This window comes from Aliikangiella litoralis, assembly GCF_052495765.1.
Genome location: NZ_CP199292.1, coordinates 4,730,735 through 4,751,964 on the forward strand (window position 1 = coordinate 4,730,735; position 21,230 = coordinate 4,751,964).

Genomic DNA, 21,230 nt, shown 5'->3' on the forward strand with positions numbered 1-21,230 from the left:
TAAAATACCTTTTGCATGCAATAATAAATAAGATGTAACTTAGTGGCCTTTCTCTGTTATTAATCATTTATGCTACAAAAATAATTGCATCTGCAAAATAAAAGGTAAATCCCAACTTAAATATAAATAGGGAATAGTAACGATTTAAGTGGCCGTACAAAAATATAATTTGCCCTTAAGTTTTTCCTGTTTTCAAGGTTTTCGATTGGATATTTATTATTGAGTTACTCCGCACTAATTACAACAAATTAGGAGCAACTCAATTTAAGTGAATTTATACATTTGCTTATTTTTTTATTAGGTTCAGGCAGGAGGAAGAATGCATAACCTCAAAAAAAACAAAGTGCACCAACTTAAAACTCTAATGGGGCTTACCGCACTATCGGTTTTAAGTGGCATATCATCTGCAACAACACAGGAGGATGAACGCTTATCCTGCGGTATTGAGCATGCACATGAAGCACTTTATAAAAAACATCCCGAAATAAAAGCTCAGTATGAAGCTTATGAAGCTCAGCTAGAATTGAATAAGATGCTATCCATCAATACTCAATCAGCTGTTGCAGCAAATTACACTATTCCAGTAGTCTTTCACATTGTTCATGCTGGTGGTGTAGAAAATATTACAGATGCCCAAATTCAAGAATCCATTAATCAATTAAACGAGGATTACAATGGTAATGATCCTCGTAAAGATTTAATTTTTGATGAGTTTAAAGCACGCTATGCCAATATTGGAATGCGTTTTGTTCTAGCCAGATTAGATCCGGATGGAAACCCAACAGATGGAATTACCAGACATTATTCACCCGATGAAGTCACTCAATTTAATGACGCTTCAGATGGAATGATGAAAGCCAAATATGCTTGGCCACGAGAAAAATATCTGAATATTTACGTAGTACGTAGCGCTGGCGGTCAATCAGGTTCAGCTTGGGCATTTTATCCTTCACAAGTTAATGAAGATAAAACAAAAGCACTAGATGGTGTTATTAGCTCACACTGGGCAATCGGTCGTAGTGGCACAGCAACACCAACTCACTGGAAAATATTAACCCATGAAATTGGGCACTGGGCAAACCTAGCACATACTTTTCAAAATGGTTGTTCAGCACCAGGTGACAGCGTATCAGATACGCCACCTACTCAAACAGGTAGCGGTTGTGATAAGGTTTGGACACCTTGCTCCGGCGGCGGTATCGCCAATACTCAAAACTATATGGATTACGGTACCTGTACCTCAATGTTTACCACAGGTCAGAGCGATCGTATGACTAGTGCAATGAACAGTACTGTTGCAGGCCGTAACAATCTATTTACCCAAGCTAATTTACAAGCAACAGGTGTAACGGGTATGCCCGTTTCTGCACTTTTCAATATTGAAAAAAATCAATTAGCGCCGGGGGGAAGAGTCAAATTTAATGACGTTTCAGAGGCTGAATCCGGCACTATTTCTAGCTGGGAATGGAGTTTTCCTGGCGGTACACCAAGCTCTTACAATGGTCAAACTCCGCCTTCAGTTGTTTACAACACACCTGGAACTTATTCGGCAACACTGAAAGTCAGCAATGGTTCTTCTACTAACACCGTGACCAAAAATGATTACATTACTGTCAGTAAAGACATAGTAATGCGTAATGATGTGGTGCGTTCATGTAGCGCAAAATTTTACGACTCAGGTAATAATCATGCTGGAAATGCAGGTGCTTACGGTAATCGAGAAGATCATAAGTTGGTGCTATTACCCAATAAAACTAACTCGGCAGTTAAAGTCAACTTTAATGAATTTATTTTAGAGAATAATAGTAACTGTGATCTTGATAGTTTAAAAATTTATGATGGGTTAGATGAGAACAGTACATTAATTGGTTCTTACTGTGGTAATACATCTCCCGGCTCGATTTCAGCAAGCAACTCTGCAGGCGCTTTAACATTTGTCTTTCATTCAAATGTAAAAGCACGCACGAAAGGCTGGGACGCAGATGTTAGCTGTGTATCAGGTCAAGGCGGCGGTAATATTTCTCCTATGGCGAATGCTAACGGACCTTATAATATTAAAGCGACACAAAACCAAAAATTTAGTAGTGCTAACTCGGTTGATCTTGATGGAGAAATTACTCAGTATGCTTGGAACTTTGGTGACGGCAAAAGCAGTAATGATGCCAACCCCACTCACTCTTATAGTTCTATCGGTGCTTATAACGCCAGTTTGACTGTTACTGATAATAGCGGTGCTAGCTCAACGCAAAACTTTGTTGTTAGTGTTCGAGCCAATCAACCAGACCCAATTGTTGTCGAAGCTAATGGTCCTTACACCGCAAAAGAAGGTCAAGGCATTGACTTTAGCAGTGCAGGTACTTCTGATTTAGATAACGAAATTACCAAATACCAATGGGATTTCGGTGATGGCACAACAAAAGAATTTCACTCGCCCACTCATACTTACCAGTTAGCAGGTAGCTATACCGCCACCCTGACAGTAACCAATGACGCAGGTGAAACAGCCAAAGATACAGCGGAAGTCACAATTAATATTGAACCGGGCGATCCACCGCCAGCAATGGTAGATGCGTGTGCTTCGGGCTCACCAAAAGTTACCGAAGGTGAAATAAAAGCAGGTGCTCCAGTATGTACCGGTAAAGATACAGATGACACAATATCTTTCAGTATTGCAAACGCTAATAGCTATAGAAGTATCGCAATCACCACAGCACATGGCGAAGGTGATATTAGCTTGTACTTTAAAAAGAATGGCTGGCCCACAGATAGTGATTATTCGGCAAAATCGACTAATACTGGTAACAACGAATGTATCTATCTAAGAAATCTCCCTGACTATTGGAATTATATCGCTCTTAAAGGTGTATCGGGTCAAGGTGGGACAACCATTGCCGTTGACTTTAATACATCAGGTTGTCGTTCAAATGGACAAAATGTCGATCCCTTAGCCAATATCAATGCCCCTACAGCAGGTGACGTCGGAACAGCCGTCGCTTTCGATGGTTCAAGTTCTTCTGACTCCGATGGCTCTGTTGTTTCTTACTCGTGGAACTTTGGTGACAACAGTGGTACAGCAAGTGGTGCAAAGGTCAATCATACTTTTACTAAAGCCGGAACTTATAATGTATCGTTAACGGTTACTGATAACCAAGGCGCAACTAACACCACTAGTCACTCTATTAACATTAAGGCTGCAACAAACCAGGCACCTACAGCAAAAGCGAATGGTCCTTATGTTGTTAACTTGGGCGACACCGTGGTATTCAACAGCAACGGTTCAACTGATCCAGAAGGCGAAGCATTAGCTTATGCTTGGAATTTCGGTGATAGTAACACAGGAACTGGTCCAAGCCCTGGGCATAAGTATGCCTCTACTGGTGACTATACAGTCACACTCACCGTTACTGATGTTGGTGGTTTAACTGACACTGCAACAGCAACAGTGACAGTTAAAGATGCAACCCCAATTGGCTACTGTACTTCAAGTGGTGGTGGTACTTACGAGTGGATATCAAATGTTGAGGTCAATGGCTTCACTAACCCAAGTGATGGCGCAACACCTTATACTGATTTTACTAGTCTTACCGTTAATCTAAATAACGGTGATAATGCAATTGCGTTAACAACCGGCGGCTCTTACACCGAACATTGGAAAATCTGGATTGATTTTAACCAAGACGGAGATTTTGAAGATGCCAATGAAGTTGTTTTAAGCAACTTGTCAGGTAAAAATACCGTTAATGGAAACATTAATATTCCAGCCAATACCAATGTAACCACCCGTATGCGTATTGCCATGAAATATAACGGCGAAGCTGCATCTCCATGTGGTGACTTTGGTGACGGTGAAACAGAAGACTACACGGTAAAAATCACAGGCACAGGTACTGGAGAAAATAAACCGCCAGTTGCTAAAGCCAACGGTCCATACTCTGCCAAAGTCGGTCAAAGTATTACCTTCGATAGCACTGGTTCAGCTGACTCTGATGGTTCTATAGCCAGTTATGCCTGGACTTTTGGAGACAACAACACTGGTACTGGAGCTACTCCTAGTCATACCTATACAGCAGCAGGTAATTATACCGTTAACCTCACTGTTACCGATGACAAAGGGGCGACAGGTAGCTCAACAGCAAATGTCACCATCACAGAAGAGCCAACTATCGGTTATTGTGCAGCCAACGGCGGCGGCGGTTATGAATGGATTGCCAATGTTGAATCAAATGGTTTCAGTAATCCAACTGGTGACGGCGACTATAGTGACTTCACTGCCCAGACAATTAATTTAGTCAGCGGTAGTAATGCGATTAAATTAACGCCCGGCGGCAGCTATACCGAGCACTGGAAAATCTGGATCGATTACAATCAAGATGGTGATTTTACCGATGCAGGCGAAACAGTATTAACTGGTCTATCTGCTAAAGGTGTTGCTAACGGAACCATTAACGTACCGGCAAACACTAATATAACCACACGTATGCGTATCGCGATGAAATATAATGGCGAGGCGAGTTCATCTTGTGGTGATATTGGCGATGGTGAAGTCGAGGACTACACAGTTTCAATAACTTCATCAACAACATCAGGTGGCGATCCGGTAGGCTGTGGCGCAACCACAAACGATGGCGGCGGTTTAATCTATGATCAAGCAGAGTGTGTTAACAAAGATACTGCTGGTAGATACTCTTACTATGTGAATGTTGCTGAAGATAACACTAAGTTATATTTTACGACCTCAGATGGTAAAGGCGACGTAGACATCTACTATAACGCAGATACTTGGGCGACCAATACTGATTACCAATATAAGTCCGATCTAGTTGGTAATAATCAAACGCTTCAGGTCTCTGCTAACAAAGGTTATCGCTATGTGACTTTATCTACCGATTCAGAATTCTCAGATGTGAATTTTGTGGTTAGTACGACTCCACCGAAAGGTAACGAAGGTCAAGATTCTGGTAATGGCGGCGTTGGCGGTTCAGGTACTACGGATCCAAATGATCCAGACTGCCAATTAGCAGACACGCCAACTAATGATCCAAAAATTAACATGTACACTTTTACCAACGACGTCAATGAAAACTATTACGAAGGTTGGGTAAGAGTACGTGGTACTTCGGTTTCAGCAGATTATCAGTTGAAATATTGTGCACCAACTTATGGAAATATCCGACTCGGTGATCGTAGCGAAATAATCGACGCCAACCATTATGGTAAAGAGTTTGAATATAGCTATAAACACTGGGGAGCTCGCGATACTAATACTGATACCATTAAAGCAATTGCGACAGCAACTGACGGAAGTAAAGCGGTATTTTCTTTCGACTTAACGTTAAATAATCCAACTGTTGAACATCCCGTTCAACCCTCTTGTGATAATTTAATGCTTGATGCAGACTTCGATGGAATTCCAGATTGTGCGGAAGAACCAGGAAAAACTTTCTATACCATGCCTTTGTATGATTGGGGCGCTAGAAAAAATCAGATTGACTTATTTATAGAAGTTGACTGGATGGACAAACACCCACTCAAAGATTATGACGGTAACTATGTTTATGATGAAAATGGTAACCAAATCATTGACCATGGTACTGAGCCTAAGCGCAAAGTACTCGATAGAGTAAAAGAAGTCTTTGCAGCAAGGGACATTCATATTCATTTTGATATTGGTGATAAGTTCGACCAAGCACCTGGACTCGATCCAAATGACTATGATTTAGGTGGAGGACAAGCCATTCCATTTATGGAATACATCCATTTAGCTCGTTGGACTGATAACTACAATGGTAAAGAAATAAAAGTGCCAGGCATGGATGAAGATGTAATGCCTCAGTACTTCTTTAATAATAAGGAACGTGAACATATTTTCTATTATGTGTTATTCGCCAACTCTCAAGGCGGTGCAAACCGAGGTTCATCAGGTCAAGCGCCAGATTTATTTGATCGCTTCATGTATTTATCAATGGGTGGCACAGGTTGGCAGTTTACCGATGACACTCCGGAAAATGAAAACATGATGATTAATGGTCATGCTTCAACAATGGTGCATGAACTTGGTCATATTTTTGGCTTAAGCCATGACGGTTTCCCGGATGATAGAGCTCGTAACTTTAAATTGAATTACCCTAGTGCAATGAACTATTTATTCCAATTGCAAGGTGGTCCAACAGATAAGTTTACTGATATTGACTATGATACTATGGTCAGAGAGCGCTACTACTTATGGCAAAATCCTAAGTTAGACTATGCCTGTAATGCTCGGTTAGATGAAACTCATCCAGACAACAAAACCTGGGGCAATTTAGTTCATGGTTTAAGCTCGGATCCGGCGGATTTCCATATTGGTTTCTCTGATGGTTTACAACCTAAGATTGACGAAACGGAAATTTCTGAAGGCTTATTATCGGCAGGGCTCGATCTCAATTGCGATGGAAACATTGATAATAATGTTGGCCCTCTTGATGTTAACCATGACGAGCAAATCGACTTTTTATGGGACTATGATGATTGGGGCTATCTAACATTCTTTTATCACTATTATAACTACGATGTGAAAAACGAATATGATACTTACAACGAGTTCTTATTAGAACCCAATTATCATGTACGCTGGGGACGCTCACCGACAGATGTGAAGTACCCTAACTTAAAAACCATCACAGGACTTGAGAAAGCTCAAACTAAAGAAAATAGTTTATTGCTAACATCTAAAAATAAAGACAGTGATAGATTCATTAGCTTAAAAGAACGTCAAGCTAAGAGTGATGAGCTAATTGGTGTTAAGGAAATGATACTACCGCAAAGTGCTCGTGATGCGTTACATAAAGCCATGGATGAATCGCGTCGTAAAGCGTTTAATAAACAAAGAGCGGAAAATAATAAATAAAGCTAATAATTATTAGTATTTTATAAAATTTAGGCTAGCAACATACAACTGTTGCTAGCCTTTTTTCGTTAGCCATATCAATACCATCAAACGATTAAAGAACCCTGTTCCCTTCCATCATTGATACCACTAACCTAGACCTTAATAATCAAGATACCTTTTTAGCTTCCTAACTATATACTTTGCTGCTCGCTTTTTTGTACGATGACTGGGATGTAACCCATCACCAAAATGGCGAAACCTTTTCCAAGTATTTAAAAACTCAACCCCTTCAATTTGAGCAATTGAGTTTTCATAAGTGCTCACCAACAACTCATATTGCTCACGTGTAGCTACCGTGAAATTTGGATTAATAATTTTAAATACCTCTTCCGCTAATGGTAAATCTAAAGAATCATAGTCAACCAATCGATTAACAAACACTTTTACATTTCTTGCCTGTAAATATTGGATGGCTTCTGTCACATGAAAAACCAAACCATTTTGAATATCTTCCTCGGTACATAAAGGTCCGTAAGAATTATGCAAGCAATCATTAAAAATATCGATTATAACGACTTTTAAATGAGAGCCATCAGCCCACATAGTAGAGTGCTCGTAAAGCTTCACGGCTTGAGTCAGTGCAGAATCAAATCCTAAAGCACCGCTAGAAGTTGCCCCACCTTGCGCAGCTTCACGAAAAACCATACCATTAATATTATTGATTGTTCGAGCTTTTAAATAATCAGCTAACCCCCGATAAGAACTACCATTTAACGCAGTTAATCCTAAACCATTTCCATAAGCAGATTCCGGATCAATAAAGCTCGCACCAATCAAACCTATCACAGGATTATTCGCTTCAGTAATTATTGGTTCATCAGAAAAAACAGAAAATGAAAAAAGTGAGAACAGCGAAATTAAAAAAATTTTCTTCAACATAATTGTATCCTTATATTAGTTTTTAACATCTAAACTTTTTGGTATCCATGTACATTGGAATTTTAAATTTAGTCGGTTATAAGAAATAACCCAAATTTTTATTACAAAAAAGAGATATTATTTTATCCTGTCAAACTTAAACGATAAGTTTCAGAAATATCTGACGAAACAACGGGCAAAACTCCTATTGCAAAATTCTTAATTTGCTATCAAACTCTTTTTTTTCATGGATGAAGAGTAGAAAAAGCAATGTTAAAAATAAAAAAATCGATAGGGTTTTCACTTTGTTTGCTGCCAATTTATTGGCCACAAACACAAGCGACTGTGCCATTAGAAACCTCCATTCCCCCTCTCTTATTAGCTAAAAACTACCAATCTGATATTCAACTTGATCAATATTGGGCTAGTGAAAAGTTAGATGGTGTTCGAGCATTCTGGGATGGAAAAAACTTAATAACACGTGGTGGCCACCGCATAAACAGCCCTTCCTGGTTTACCGAAAACTTTCCCAAACAAGCTTTAGATGGCGAACTCTGGATCAATCGTGGAGAGTTTGAAATGGTATCGGGGCTTGTACGCCAGCACCAACCTGATGAACAAAAGTGGCGAAAGGTTAAATATAAAGTATTTGATCTGCCACTGAGCCTTGAAAAATTTGAGAATCGTTACATTCAGTTAAAACAATTATTACGTACACATCGATCTCCTTCGTTGCACCTTGTCCAACAAATTAATATTAACTCCTCAGTAGAACTAAAAGAATTACTAACTACCACAATAGCCAAGGGAGGCGAAGGCTTAATGTTGCATCGTAAAGCCTCTCTCTACCAGGCAAAACGTAGTAATGATTTACAAAAATTAAAACCTTTTGATGATGCTGAAGCGACCGTTATTCGGCACATAACTGGTAAAGGAAAATATAAAGATCTACTCGGTTCAATTGAAGTTATCAATAAGGAAGGAGTCGTATTTAAAATTGGTAGCGGATTCAGTTTAGAAGATAGACGCTTTCCACCACCAGTTAATAGCGTGATTACTTATCGATACCGAGGAAAAACTAAAAATAACACACCACGCTTTGCGACCTATTTAAGAAGAGCAATCAACCTCGAAGATTAATACTCGCTATAAAAATTAATGTTTATGCCGCAATATCTAATGAATACAATTCATTAAATTTAAAGTTTATAGGTTTTCACAGCTATTGTGTCAGCCTATAAACTTTCTGTTCAAAGAATATACTCTAGAATTATTGTGCTAAAATTTTACTGATTATTTTTTTATCATCAGGCAGTAGTTCAGAGGCCGGTAAACGAGGAACTAATTCTCGCCACTTAGGCCAAAGTTTAAAAGCTCTTTTGAATAATGGCAAACTCTCATCAACTCGATTAATAGATGCCAATGTCACCGCATGCCAAAAAACAGCTTCATGATTATCAGGCGCTAGTTTTTCTGCCGCGGTATAAGATTTTAATGCACTGGCAACATCGCCACTTGTCATAAAGTCATCACCTTCAGTCATCAATTGGTACGCTCTTGCCACACCAAGCAGTCGGCGTAACTCTTTAATTGGTGAAGCATGATCTTCTACCCGCAAGTCAAATAAGCGGCCTCCCCATGCAGGCAATGTTTTATCTCCTGAAACAACTAATAAAGCAGACGATTGTTGTCCCCGAATATCACCACCTTCCTTTTGTGCCGCCTCAAGTGCCGCCATTATACGCTCTGCTAAATCACCAGAACTCTTTTCATAAGCTTTGGCCATCGCTTCACAAACCGTCGCTTTATCCATTAAGTTAGCTTGTACAGTAAAACCTTTCCCCTGTTTTTGACAATGTTCAATAATAGCGTGTTTTCCCGTGTGATTAGCAACATGACCTTGGGCATCAACCATGCCAACTTGACGAACATTGGTATGTGAATCAGTCGCCAATAAGCCTTTTAAAGCCTCTGTTGCAGACTTTCCAGCCCGCATGAGTTCTAATCCTAAAGGTCCATAACTGGGATCAATAAATGATTGTGTGGCAACAGCACCAACACCTGGCTCAGCCCAAATAACGCTTGAGCCAACAGAGAACCAATGAGACTGAACAGCAGCACCAAGCTCCCCTGTTTTTTCATCACGAGCAACAATCGAATAGGTATGTGCTGGGCGCATTGCTTTTCCAGTCGGATCAGCAAAAACAAGCTCGCTCATAAAACAATTCATGATTATCAGGATGATAAGTATTATTTTCATTATATTTCCCCCTTATTGAATATTAAAAACTTCCACCAACTAATATAAGCAACTCATTTATGAAGCTAACACAATCACTAAGATAGAGAAACCACCAAATAGATAGCGCACTCAAAAATAATTAAGATGGATAATTACTTTATTTCTTCAAAAATCCCTACTTGCTCAAAAACCTTACCGAATAACCGATGTTTAACGACTAAGCTAAATTGAAATTTTTGCCTAGTCAAAGCTTTTTGAGAAACAATTGTTTTACCTGGTGACAATATATCAGGAATTAAAATTTTATATTTCCCAAGTTGCCAAAAAAAACGAGTACTAGCAAAATAAATAGCCCCATCTTTTTCATAAACGCGCAATTTCATACCAAAACCACAACCAACCATTTCAACTAAACCATCATCTCTCTGAATGCATTTTGTTGACTTAACTCGATTAATCACTTTATTAGAGAAATGATAAAAACGATCCCAGACCAAGCCTCCTCGCTTTTTATCAGGATAGACTTTAACCTCTAGTGGTACATTTTTACCACTATATAGCGCTAAAGGAGTACCAATTAAACGACAAAACTGGGCAAAACACTTCCCAGCAAATGAAGAATACACCAGACTCATCACGCCTTTATAAGTAACACTTTTATCAGCATGAGTAGAAAATCGTTTTTGAATATCAGAATGCAGCCTACTCCAGCTATCCACTCCCAATAAAGCAGGATAACCCATATGCTCAAGCGGTAACACTCTAGGTGGATTTTTAGCCATTTTGAAACTCCTTATTATCTTCTTCTACAACAAAACAGGTTGTTTTGGCGCTGTTTAACCAACGTCTTATTTGATATAAGGCAGAATAGCCTGCTAGTGCAGTAAAAAACTCCACATTGATAATTAATGAATAGATAAATTTTTAATCTAATAAAAACAATAAGTTAAAGAATTCCAGAATGATAAAACTAGAATAATAGGATAAGAAATGGGGCTATTTAGCCATTTTTTCGATAACTCCCTGGAGACATATCGGTAAGCTCTTTAAAGGCCGCATAAAAATTAGACTGGGATTTAAACCCTGTTTCCAGACTAATCGATAATATCGACGCCTCTGGCTCAGCTTTCAATAAATGTTTAGCTCTTTCTACCCTCAATTCTCGGATATATTTTGAGAAACCAACCCCATATTGTGTATTAATGAGTTCAGATAATTGATGACTTGTTAGCTCCATCACCTCAGCTAAACTCGAAAGACTTAAGTTTTCATTTTGATATAGGTTGTCTGAATTCATAAAGTCTTCTAGCCGTTTGATTTGTTCCGGAATATCTACATTACTCAACGTTGAAGCGCTATAACCCAGCTTAACGACTTCGGTTAACTCATTTAATAAATCTGGATAAATCACCAATGCCGCTGTGACTAAAATAAACCCCACGGCAATACCATTAGCATAAAAGTGATAAAAATAAGCATTTTCAATAAAAGAGACTAAAACTCCTAAAACGAGTATGCTCACAGCTAACATAGAGAAAAAGACAAAGAAAAAAAACTCTATCTCAAACCGATTACGGTTTTCTCTTAAGCCATAAAGTACATAAGACAACCATAAGCAATAAGCCGCCCCAATCGAAAAAGCAATAGGAACCGCTATTGATTGAGCAACAAATAACACGATAATAATTGGCAAAAAGTGCACAGAGCTAAAAACTGTCATTTGATAATCAGGAAAAAGAACAAAACGACTAAAAAAATAAAAACTCGTAGGCACCGTAAACAACAGCACACGATAATAATAGGTTTCAAGCGGATCGCTATTATTGAGCACAAAGTCTAAATGCTCTAACTGTAGCGCGCTTAAACAAGCTAAAATCAATGCACTCGAAATGATTGCTGCCATAGACTTATTGTTACTTTTTAAAAAGAAAAGGTAACAAACAAATAATAAAAGGGCGATAACAACCGAAAAACCGATATTAAGCGTGCTTATTATAGATATCATCCAAACAGTTTTTAGTATTCGATAAGCAGTAATAACAATAATAACTGACTATGACATATGATACCAGATGCATACTCTCTTATCGTTAACCCAATGACCTACCTTGCTTTATTCAATAAAAAAATGGGGGAGGCTCCCCCCAAGGAAGAGATGGCCCAAATCGCTTGGGCACATCCAAAAGGAATCTAAGGAAAACTATATGGGTTTAATGTTCTGTATGACCAATCATCTCTTCATAAGCAGTCGGATAACTAAGGTTTATAAGCTGCTCTGAATCAGCACCTAAAAAATCTTTTACTTGCTTAATATTAAGAAATACGCCATCTACTCGACGTGTTCGGTTTTCTTCTAATTGTTCAAAAACTAAATAACCGACACCTTCTATCGATTCAACTTCATACCGTTTCATCTGTACTCACCTGTTTTGTTGGTAATTACTGAGTTATACGGTAAATAAAAATAACTGGATCAGTAAAAAATAATTTAATCACTTATTAAAGGTCAACATCTTAAGATAAACATCATCTTCTAGGTGACAAGATAGTACCTTATTGTTCGATACATAATGGAATAATACGGCTTCATAATATTGATTATCAAAAATCTCAACTCGTGTTATATTGACTCCATTAGTAATATGAAATAGATAATCCCGCCGGGTTATTCAATATAAGCATATGATAAAAAACAAACGTTCAAAAGATGCCATAACTTTTTTAGTCCTTAGTGTTTTAATATTCTTTTTATGGAGCACACCATTACTCTATCCACTAAAAATATTAGTCGTATTTTTTCATGAGTCATCTCACGCAATAGCCACTATTGTTACTGGTGGAGAAGTCAAAGCATTCGAAGTTGTTGCACAAGCTGGCGGACACGTTATTTCAAGAGGCGGAAATCGTTTCATAACGCTCAGTTCTGGTTATTTGGGCTCATTAGTTTGGGGACTTGTTATTTTTTCTATTGCCGTTTCTACTCATTTAGATCGTTGGCTGATGGGATTTATTGCAAGCATTTTAATAACAATTACTATACTCTATGGCAGCAATTCATTTGTTATAATCTTTGGCATATCAATGGGAATAGCAATGCTATTATCAGCTAAATTTTTATCCGTAGCGGTGAATGACTTTTTACTACGACTCATAGGTTTGACCAACATATTATATGTACCTCTTGATATTTACAGCGACACAATAGCTCGCTCTCACCTTCGCTCTGATGCTTTTATGCTAGCAGAAGAGTTTGGAGGTACCACATTAATGTGGGGAGGGATATGGCTAGCGGTTAGTATACTATGTATTTTAATTTGTTTACGATGGCTTTTAAAAACTAAATCAGCTTCAACCATTTATGACAAGGCGGTTTAAAAGTTAACTCAATCATTTCATTAGCCTGGACTTTAAATCAAAAACAGTCGGTTTCAATAAATTGAAAAATGGAGTAACTCATTTAATTTTTCTAAAGCAAACATGCCTGCCAATGAGTTACCCGCCTGATTAAGCTCAGGCGACCAAACACAAATCGTATAATGACCAGGGTAAATAGCAAGTATACCTCCGCCGACGCCACTTTTACCGGGTAAACCAACCTTAAATGCAAACTCTCCTGCTTCGTCATATAAACCGCAAGTCGCCAGTATCGCATTAATTCTTTTCGTTTGCTTAGACGTTAATACCAAATCGCCATTTTGACATTGACCCTGGTTAGCCAATGGTAATGCAGCTCTGACCAAATCAATACAATTCATTTCTATAGCACAATGGTGCGTATAACTCTCCAACACTTTTTCAACTGGATTATGAAAATTATTAAAAGCTTTCATTAAGTAAGCCATTGCCGCATTTCTTGAACCATGTTCTAACTCAGAGCGAGCAACAATTTGATTAACCGTCAGTTGTTGGTTACCAGATAATGACTTTAATAAGTTTAATAGTTGAAAATTGGGGGCTGAACAACGCGATTCAAGACGATCACAAACTAACAAAGCACCTGCATTAATAAATGGATTTCTCGGAACACCTTGTTCGCTTTCAAGCTGAACGAGGGAATTGAAACGAGTACCAGAAGGCTCTCGGCCAAGCCCTTCCCATAGTTTTTCACCATATATCTGCACCGCTTGAATCAGGGTAAAAAGCTTACTAATACTTTGGATAGAAAAATTAGTGTTAGCATCACCCGCTTGGTAGATATTTCCTTTTAAATCACAAATTGCGACACCAAACTGTTTGCCACAAATTTTCTCTAATGCGGGAATATAGTTAGCAACCTGTCCTTGTCCAAATAATTCACGGGCTTCATTGGTGATTGATTCTAGTACTGACTGCAACTCTGCCATTGGCACCATTTTAATACGTCTTCTTTTTTATTCCGCTTATTGTTAACTCTGTTTAAAACAGAACTACTTTGTCTGTGAAAGAATGCTAGCATAGATAGTCTTAAAAACAAAAGAAGTAAAAATAGTCAGTAGATTGTTTATTTTTATTGAATAAAAAACGCATCAAGCTGATGCGTTTAAATAGTGGGTAATCCTTTGATTCATTATTAACAGTTGAGATATTAAGTTTGTATAGCTAAAACTTAAACCATTACTCAACAAGCTGAACATGTTGTAGCATGCATACAGAGTTACTTGGATAAATGATTGTATCATCAACTTTGACTGTGACTTGTTTTTCAGCCGTCATTGCAGAGACTATAATGGCAAATTGTCTGTCGCCATTTTCATCGCCTTTTAAATAAAGAGATAGTATGCTTCCATTTTTAAAACAATTACCACTATTATCGTTAGTCTCTATTCTAATAGAATTGCGGTCCTCAGTATCAGAAAAACCCGGTAAATCAAAAGAGTTAATTAAAACCGCTGTGATTTTTCCTGTAACAGTATATTCTTGTGACGCAGCCAGATTAGATATACTCATTAATAATACGATAAAAAAAACTTTCATAAAATACTCCAAAAAACCTTATTTCTTTTTACTTGATAATTTTAACATTCCAAGCAATACAATCTCCATTTGTATTTTTATAGGTATCATAAACTGAACTACCAATTACTTGTTCGGTTAACTTAGCCGTTAGTAATAAAGCGATTTGTCTATTCCCTCCTCTGTCATCTTTAATGGCTATTTTTACATGGTTATCAATGGTGGGGCAGCTTCCTGCACTGTGAAAGTTTTCAACTAAAAAGTAGTTATCGCCTCCTGTTGTGCTTGCGTTGGCATCAATTAGTTTTACCCTGTCGGTAATTTTATATTTCTGTGCAATTGCGGTGTTCATTATTAATAACAAACAAATTCCAATGATTTTTTTCATCCTGTACCTCTACTTCTTTTTTACATTATGCAAGCGGTTAGTTGGCTTGCAATTTACTTTGACTCTTATGTTAGCTATACAAAATATTTTTTGTTGTTAGCTTTATTTAAAACTTGAATTGGTGAGTTTTAAATTTAGTTTGTTTGTGTTTTTTGATAGTTCATGTTTTTTTGAGACCGTAGATTGAGTTAATAACCCGATAACTTAGATCAAATTAAAATAAAAACTAGTCGCTTTTATCCGCACTGCCTTAATCACTTATTAGGAAATTTCAATCGATACCATTTATCAAATATTTCTGACAGTTCTTTTTTTGACACTCCTAACTCATTTGTAAGCTCCTCATCCTTTCCATGTGGATAATATAACAAATTATTTAGAGAATTATTTACCATTAAAGAAAACATAAAATATTTCGATTCAAGAACGTCCCAGTTTTTTATCAGGTCCTTTAATTCTTTCTTTGTTCCTCCTATAAGAAGCTCGAACTCACAATCAGGAATATAGTTACCAAATGCTACAGCCTTTTGAGCCCTAAAAATAATAGATTTTTCGAATTCATTAAGAAAAGGCAAAGCTTTGGATATACCATCTCTTTTCCAATAACGAATTTCTTGGTTCTTACAATCCCACCACCTATACAAGTCAAAAGCTTCCTTTTGCATTTTAGTATCAAATGGAAGCCAAGCTTCATCAAACTCAAAATCCAGATTATCTTTCAATTCAATTTCATTTTGATATTGTGCAAGACTTATGTTATTCGCTCCGTACTTATTAGTAGGATCAATTAACTGCTCAATATCATCAATCCAACCACATTTTGCACACTCTTCGTATGAACCAGAGGAATTAGGTAGTGACTTAAAACCGCAAGCGGGACAAGTATTGAGTTTCATAATATTACCTATATATTTAGTTTACAGCTTTATCAAAGTATTTTTCAGCACTACCAAACTCTTTAACATTTTCAGCAGATACAACAAACGCAGTACCTTTATCTACTGAACTTGGGTTTACGACAACAATAGTGCCTGTCGCTTCATCAAAATATTTAGTTCTTCCCAAACTCATTGAAGCTGACTTTGTCGGATGATTCATTATTGCCTCAATATGAGATTTTAATTGACCAACAGTTGATATTGAACTACCGAATTCTCCAGTTGCTAAATGTTTAGTAGCTGCATGTCCATTAGCAATTGCTTCCGCTGTTAACTGATCGTTTAACTTGATTCCGCTATGCATGTTATCTGCACGAGAGCTAGCTAACATAGAGTCCGCTGCTTTAGATGATTGGCGAACAATCCCTGCTCCACCGGGAACAAATGGCACAGCAGTTGCCAACGCATCAAGGGCTAACCATCCTGCATTAGTCCATGATGGATCTTCGATGAACATCGTCGCACTAATAGCAAGGCTAGCCGCATCCCAAGCTGTTTCAACCGCTCGTCCATCCGGATCAACATACTTATACGGATTATTATTCGCATAAGTATACCGATTAAACGAATGCACATCCCTAATCCCAATTGGGTCATTACTATAAAACCGTCCAATGGCCGGATCATAATACCGCGCCTGCATATAACTCAAACCTAAATCGGTATCAAACTTATGTCCCGTATAACCCACATCATCCTTAGGTGACTCAATGGTTTCACCAAAAGGCTTATAGTGCTGGCGACTACTCACACTCGAACTACTTTCCCCGGTTTTAGCGACTAGCTTTTTCCCTAAATAAACATAGTTAACCGGTTCACCATTCACTTCACGATAAAGTAATGTACCTGCTTTGTTATAAAAAGAATAACTCGTACCTTTACTGTCTTGCGTTTTAACCCGACGGTTAAAGCCATCATAAACATAACTGTTACTACCAGAACTCGCTAACTGATTACCTCGGTTAAAATCAAAACTTCTAAAGCCGTTATGACTAACATTACCTCGCCCATCGTAACTAAAGTTATAAGCTTTTGTACCAGACGTGCTCACTAATTGATTGTTAGTATTGTAGGTATAATCAATTGTTGAGTTTTTACTGTTATAAGTCGTAATATTTCCTAAGCCATCATATTCAATCGTGCTATTACCGATGGCACTACCGCCAGTTACCGACGTTAATCTATCCAAATCATCATAAAGCAGACTCGTTAAGCTATAAGCACTATTATGGTTATCTGTCAAACTCGAAATATTGCCTTGATAGTCATATTCATAACTTTGGTTAACACCAACCTGACTACCTTGAATATCAGATATCTGGCTGGGTAATTGTCTAGTGTTTAATGTAGTTTTATGCTCCAACCCATTACCATAATTAAAACTTTTCAGCATACCATTGGCATGATAAACCACTTCGCGCGCATAAATTCCCGCTTTAGTCGGCTCACCAAATGCATTAGGTGCATATTTAATGGTGACACTATCAGGATAAGTGATTGCGCTTAAAAACCCAGAAGCATCATAGGCATAATCAACGGATAGCAACTTATTATCCAGTGCAAAAGTTTCTACTTCTAACTGATGCAATGGGTTATAGGCATAAGATTGTGTGACACCACCTGACGCTAATGATAAAAGATTACCTTGAGCATCATATTCATAAGTTAAATCAGGGGTTGAGTCAGGATAATTGATTGTGTGAGTATCGCCTAAATTATCGTATGTGAAACTCACTTTTTCACTGGCACCCACACTCTCAAGGTCACAAGTAGTACGAGAGCCACCAACGCCTTGGGCTTGCCATAATACTTCTCCGAAAACATTCACGGATACCGCACTATCTCCCACATCATTACGGGTGGTTTTACATAATTGATGATAAGTATTGTAAATGTAGCTTTCAGTTTGAGAGAGTGTGCCAACACCATTTTTTCCTGGCCCAGACTGAGTGACTGATAACAAATCACCTAATATATTATAGGCAAAAGAAGTCACAACACTTTCAGGTGAACTGATACTAAGTGTTGTAGAAGATGCAGGTGCACCATAAGCTAAATAACTTGTGGTTGTTTCTTTGCCTCGGTAATTATTGACTTTAATAGTGTTGTCTTTCAAAAACTCAGTCGTTTGATTAGCAACCGAAGTACCGTTAATGATTTGTTCCGTTTTAATTAAACGCTGTAAACCATCATAGTGATAACTTAATCCACTAGTGATTGTTGCAGAGTCAGAGGCTTGACTGGTAAATATCGGTTTTCCATACACATTAAACTCACTGCGCTGATAACGATTAATATTATTAGCAACATCAGTCTTTTGAGTTGATAACGGTCGGAATAAAGCATCCATTGTGGTTATCTCTCGGTAGACTCCGGCACTCTGACAGAGCGTTTTATCACCAGCATTTAACGTACAACGTTGAGATGTTCTTACAGGCTGACCAGTCGCATTGGTACTCCACTCAAAGTGTGTATCTAAAATCCCTGTTGGTGCATCAATAGAAATTAACCTTCCTAATACATCATAATAGTAATCCGTTGAAAGCCCACTAAAGTCAGTAATGTTGGTAACCCAACCATTATCATCAACTGTTCGGTTTAGTATTTCTGTTGCACTAGCATCGTAACGATTAGGCACAGTAATTTTTTGAGCCTGACCACGTTTGTAGTTTTCAAATAATTGATAACGGTTACTGCCATTATTCATAACCGTATTATATTCAACTTTTTTAAGATTCCCGTCAGCGTGATATTGAGAGTATTTTTTTAACCAACGGCCATAAGACTTTCGCTCGAACGGTAATGATTTATAGCTCCCCGTTGAACTATGATAGGTACTTTCACTGACAGTTGTATAAGTATTGCCATCACCACTAATTTGAGTCGAAGCAGGTAAATTTAATACCCAATTAGTTTTATCTTGGTTAAAACTATTCAGCGTGTAACGAGTGTCACTCTGCGGAATACTATTGTACTCTTTTATTTTTTGAGGCACCGCATAAGTATTAAAGTCGCTATACTCAGTGGTATAGGTTGTTTCATTGTTGCTGGCATCATATAACCGAGTGATGACTTTCTCTAATCGCATTCGAATGTTGGCGCTAAATGCACCGCCAAAGGGTATTCCTGAACCACCGACTGTTTCACCAAATGTTCTGCCACCACTAGGATGAGGGTATTCATCAAAGTACTTTTCAATTCTTTGTAATAACTTTGTACCACCAATTGAAAAACGGTCTACCGCAACTTCTTTATTTTCCATTGGCCGATCAAAGCGACGATCAAAATAATGAGTACTGACACTGCCATCAGGTGAAGTAACTTTAGTATATTTATAATCAAAATCATCAATATTAGCCGGTAAAGTACCTTCATATGAAAAACGAGCATTATTGGCATGATCAGTATAAGAAGTATAACCACTCCAATTGATAGCCCATCCACCATCAGAATTTCGCGTAATATTTGCATCATCCATTACGGTAAAGCCTTCGGGCCAATGTCCCCAGTTTTCTGAATAATCATAGCTCCAGGTTTGGTTTCCAAAACCTGCGCCAGATAACGTTTTTGTTTTAATAGAATAATAATAATTACACTTTCTATTAATTAAACCTCCACTATCTCTAAACTGAGGAACTTTAGTTCTCCCATGCAAGGTTGCCATAAGCGTAAAGGTTCCCTTAACTCCTTCAGGATGGGTTACACTAACTTGATTACCAGCTAATACAGAGGAACGGCAAGTACGATCAGTGTAATTCCCAAAAGCGTATGGTTCTAACTCCGCTGGAGACTCTGCTTTTGTGTGTTGTAAAAAATCTAACAACCAAAATTTTCCATCTGGCCGAGTCACTTTTTCTAAAGAATACCGAGTAACACCTCCAAGCTGATAAGTCTTATATTGATAGTTCCAGGTTTTACCATTTGAGGTAACCGACTGAATTCGTCTGGAGTTAGGAAAGTAGGTCAGTGTAATTTGTCTATTATCTAAATTGCCATTATGCGCTTCAGTAATACTCGTTAATCGGGAAGAACTATCATAGTTAAAGTTAACTTTATTACCAAAGCGATCTTCAATTTTTGAAACTTTAAAAGAAACATAACTAGGTGTAACAAAAATATTTTCGTAGTCTCCACCTTTTTCAAATTGATGGCCTTGAATTGAGTCATACTCACTAAAAGTATAGGATAAACCATCGGGCGAAACCGCTACAAAACTCTCGCCTCCAGTATGAGTTTCACAACGAATGCGCCAATTGCTTTTAGTCACATATCGATATCCACCGGTATCAAAATTATCGGTTACATTATATAGAACCTTATCATTAACTTTACCTGGGATTTTTAAATCAACGCCAGGCCAAAAACCACGATTAGAACCAAACTGTTGCTGATATCCTGAGCATGCATCTACATTATTCCATTGGTTGGGCGTACTATAGTAAGTCGTTGTAATTTTTGGGATATTTAAATGCCAATCACCAAATGCGAGTGATTCAGTAGAATAACGACTCCCTGAATGCTCACGAGTAATATGCATCGGGATGCCAGAGTTTCCTTTTAAACTAATATCCGTATGTTCAAAGCTGACTTGTCCCATTGACAAATTTATTGTTTCACCTAATAAATTGGTTGTTTCAGGAGTTATATCCGTTGAAAGGTTTTGTAATGTTCGTAAATCTTCGGTATGAAAATCAGTCATACGTTCAGTTGACATACCTGTAAGATCATTCTTACTAAACTGATTACTCTTTTTTGTTAACGAAGCATTAGACTGAGAGTTAGGAGCAGCCAACTTTTTCTTAATGTAATTTTGCAATTGCTGTTGACTAGGGTAAACATTGGACGGATTTTCACTTAAGGATGTACCCGCACTCAAAAACGAGCTAAATAACCCCAAACTTACTAACCCCAAAGAGCACAATAATTTAAACTTCATATTTTTAC

13 protein-coding genes are annotated in these 21,230 nt (G+C 37.8%); 3 read left to right on the forward strand and 10 right to left on the reverse strand.

Features of this window, described 5'->3' with window-relative positions:
• Positions 1-319: 319 nt before the first annotated feature.
• The gene (locus ACT5E3_RS19710; protein ID WP_444995271.1) at positions 320-6,886 is read left to right on the forward strand and encodes a PKD domain-containing protein; all 6,567 of its coding nucleotides are present in this window, start codon (positions 320-322) and stop codon (positions 6,884-6,886) included.
• A 141-nt stretch (positions 6,887-7,027) separates the two neighbouring features.
• Here ACT5E3_RS19710 and ACT5E3_RS19715 read toward each other — a convergent pair whose 3' ends face one another.
• Positions 7,028-7,807 (reverse strand): hypothetical protein, encoded by a 780-nt coding sequence (locus ACT5E3_RS19715; protein WP_444995272.1) that lies wholly within the window; start codon positions 7,805-7,807, stop codon positions 7,028-7,030.
• A 249-nt stretch (positions 7,808-8,056) separates the two neighbouring features.
• Here ACT5E3_RS19715 and ACT5E3_RS19720 point away from each other — a divergent pair, with 249 nt between their 5' ends.
• Entirely contained in the window at positions 8,057-8,926 is an 870-nt protein-coding gene (locus ACT5E3_RS19720) for a DNA ligase (RefSeq protein WP_444995273.1), read from the forward strand.
• Between the two features lie 130 nt (positions 8,927-9,056).
• Here the strand turns inward: ACT5E3_RS19720 and ACT5E3_RS19725 are convergent, their stop codons facing one another.
• The 4 genes from ACT5E3_RS19725 to ACT5E3_RS19740 all read right to left on the reverse strand — a co-directional run bounded on the left by ACT5E3_RS19725 (position 9,057) and on the right by ACT5E3_RS19740 (position 12,442).
• Entirely contained in the window at positions 9,057-10,046 is a 990-nt protein-coding gene (locus ACT5E3_RS19725; protein ID WP_444995274.1) for a DUF1028 domain-containing protein, read from the reverse strand.
• Positions 10,047-10,180: 134 nt separating this feature from the next.
• The gene (locus tag ACT5E3_RS19730) at positions 10,181-10,810 is read right to left on the reverse strand and encodes a DUF4166 domain-containing protein (RefSeq protein ID WP_444995275.1); all 630 of its coding nucleotides are present in this window, start codon (positions 10,808-10,810) and stop codon (positions 10,181-10,183) included.
• A 218-nt stretch (positions 10,811-11,028) separates the two neighbouring features.
• Complete coding sequence (locus tag ACT5E3_RS19735; RefSeq protein WP_444995276.1) at positions 11,029-11,931, reverse strand: helix-turn-helix domain-containing protein; 903 nt, start codon at positions 11,929-11,931, stop codon at positions 11,029-11,031.
• 307 nt (positions 11,932-12,238) lie between these two features.
• A complete protein-coding gene (locus ACT5E3_RS19740) occupies positions 12,239-12,442 on the reverse strand; it encodes a hypothetical protein (RefSeq protein ID WP_444995277.1) in 204 nt (67 codons plus the stop codon).
• A gap of 268 nt (positions 12,443-12,710) precedes the next feature.
• Here ACT5E3_RS19740 and ACT5E3_RS19745 point away from each other — a divergent pair, with 268 nt between their 5' ends.
• Positions 12,711-13,403 (forward strand): M50 family metallopeptidase, encoded by a 693-nt coding sequence (locus ACT5E3_RS19745; protein WP_444995278.1) that lies wholly within the window; start codon positions 12,711-12,713, stop codon positions 13,401-13,403.
• 53 nt (positions 13,404-13,456) lie between these two features.
• On the opposite strand, the gene glsB is transcribed toward ACT5E3_RS19745, so the two are convergent.
• The 5 genes from glsB to ACT5E3_RS19770 all read right to left on the reverse strand — a co-directional run bounded on the left by glsB (position 13,457) and on the right by ACT5E3_RS19770 (position 21,222).
• The gene (gene glsB, locus ACT5E3_RS19750) at positions 13,457-14,380 is read right to left on the reverse strand and encodes a glutaminase B (protein ID WP_444995279.1); all 924 of its coding nucleotides are present in this window, start codon (positions 14,378-14,380) and stop codon (positions 13,457-13,459) included.
• A gap of 241 nt (positions 14,381-14,621) precedes the next feature.
• Positions 14,622-14,981 (reverse strand): hypothetical protein, encoded by a 360-nt coding sequence (locus ACT5E3_RS19755; protein WP_444995280.1) that lies wholly within the window; start codon positions 14,979-14,981, stop codon positions 14,622-14,624.
• A 28-nt stretch (positions 14,982-15,009) separates the two neighbouring features.
• Positions 15,010-15,348, reverse strand: coding sequence for a hypothetical protein (locus ACT5E3_RS19760; RefSeq protein WP_444995281.1), 339 nt, complete (start codon positions 15,346-15,348; stop codon positions 15,010-15,012).
• A 254-nt stretch (positions 15,349-15,602) separates the two neighbouring features.
• Positions 15,603-16,244, reverse strand: a complete 642-nt coding sequence (locus ACT5E3_RS19765) for a CPCC family cysteine-rich protein (protein WP_444995282.1) — start codon at positions 16,242-16,244, stop codon at positions 15,603-15,605.
• Positions 16,245-16,260: 16 nt separating this feature from the next.
• Positions 16,261-21,222 carry an RHS repeat domain-containing protein gene (locus ACT5E3_RS19770; protein ID WP_444995283.1) on the reverse strand — a complete coding sequence of 1,654 codons (4,962 nt, stop codon included), beginning with the start codon at positions 21,220-21,222 and terminating at the stop codon, positions 16,261-16,263.
• Positions 21,223-21,230 lie beyond the last annotated feature (8 nt).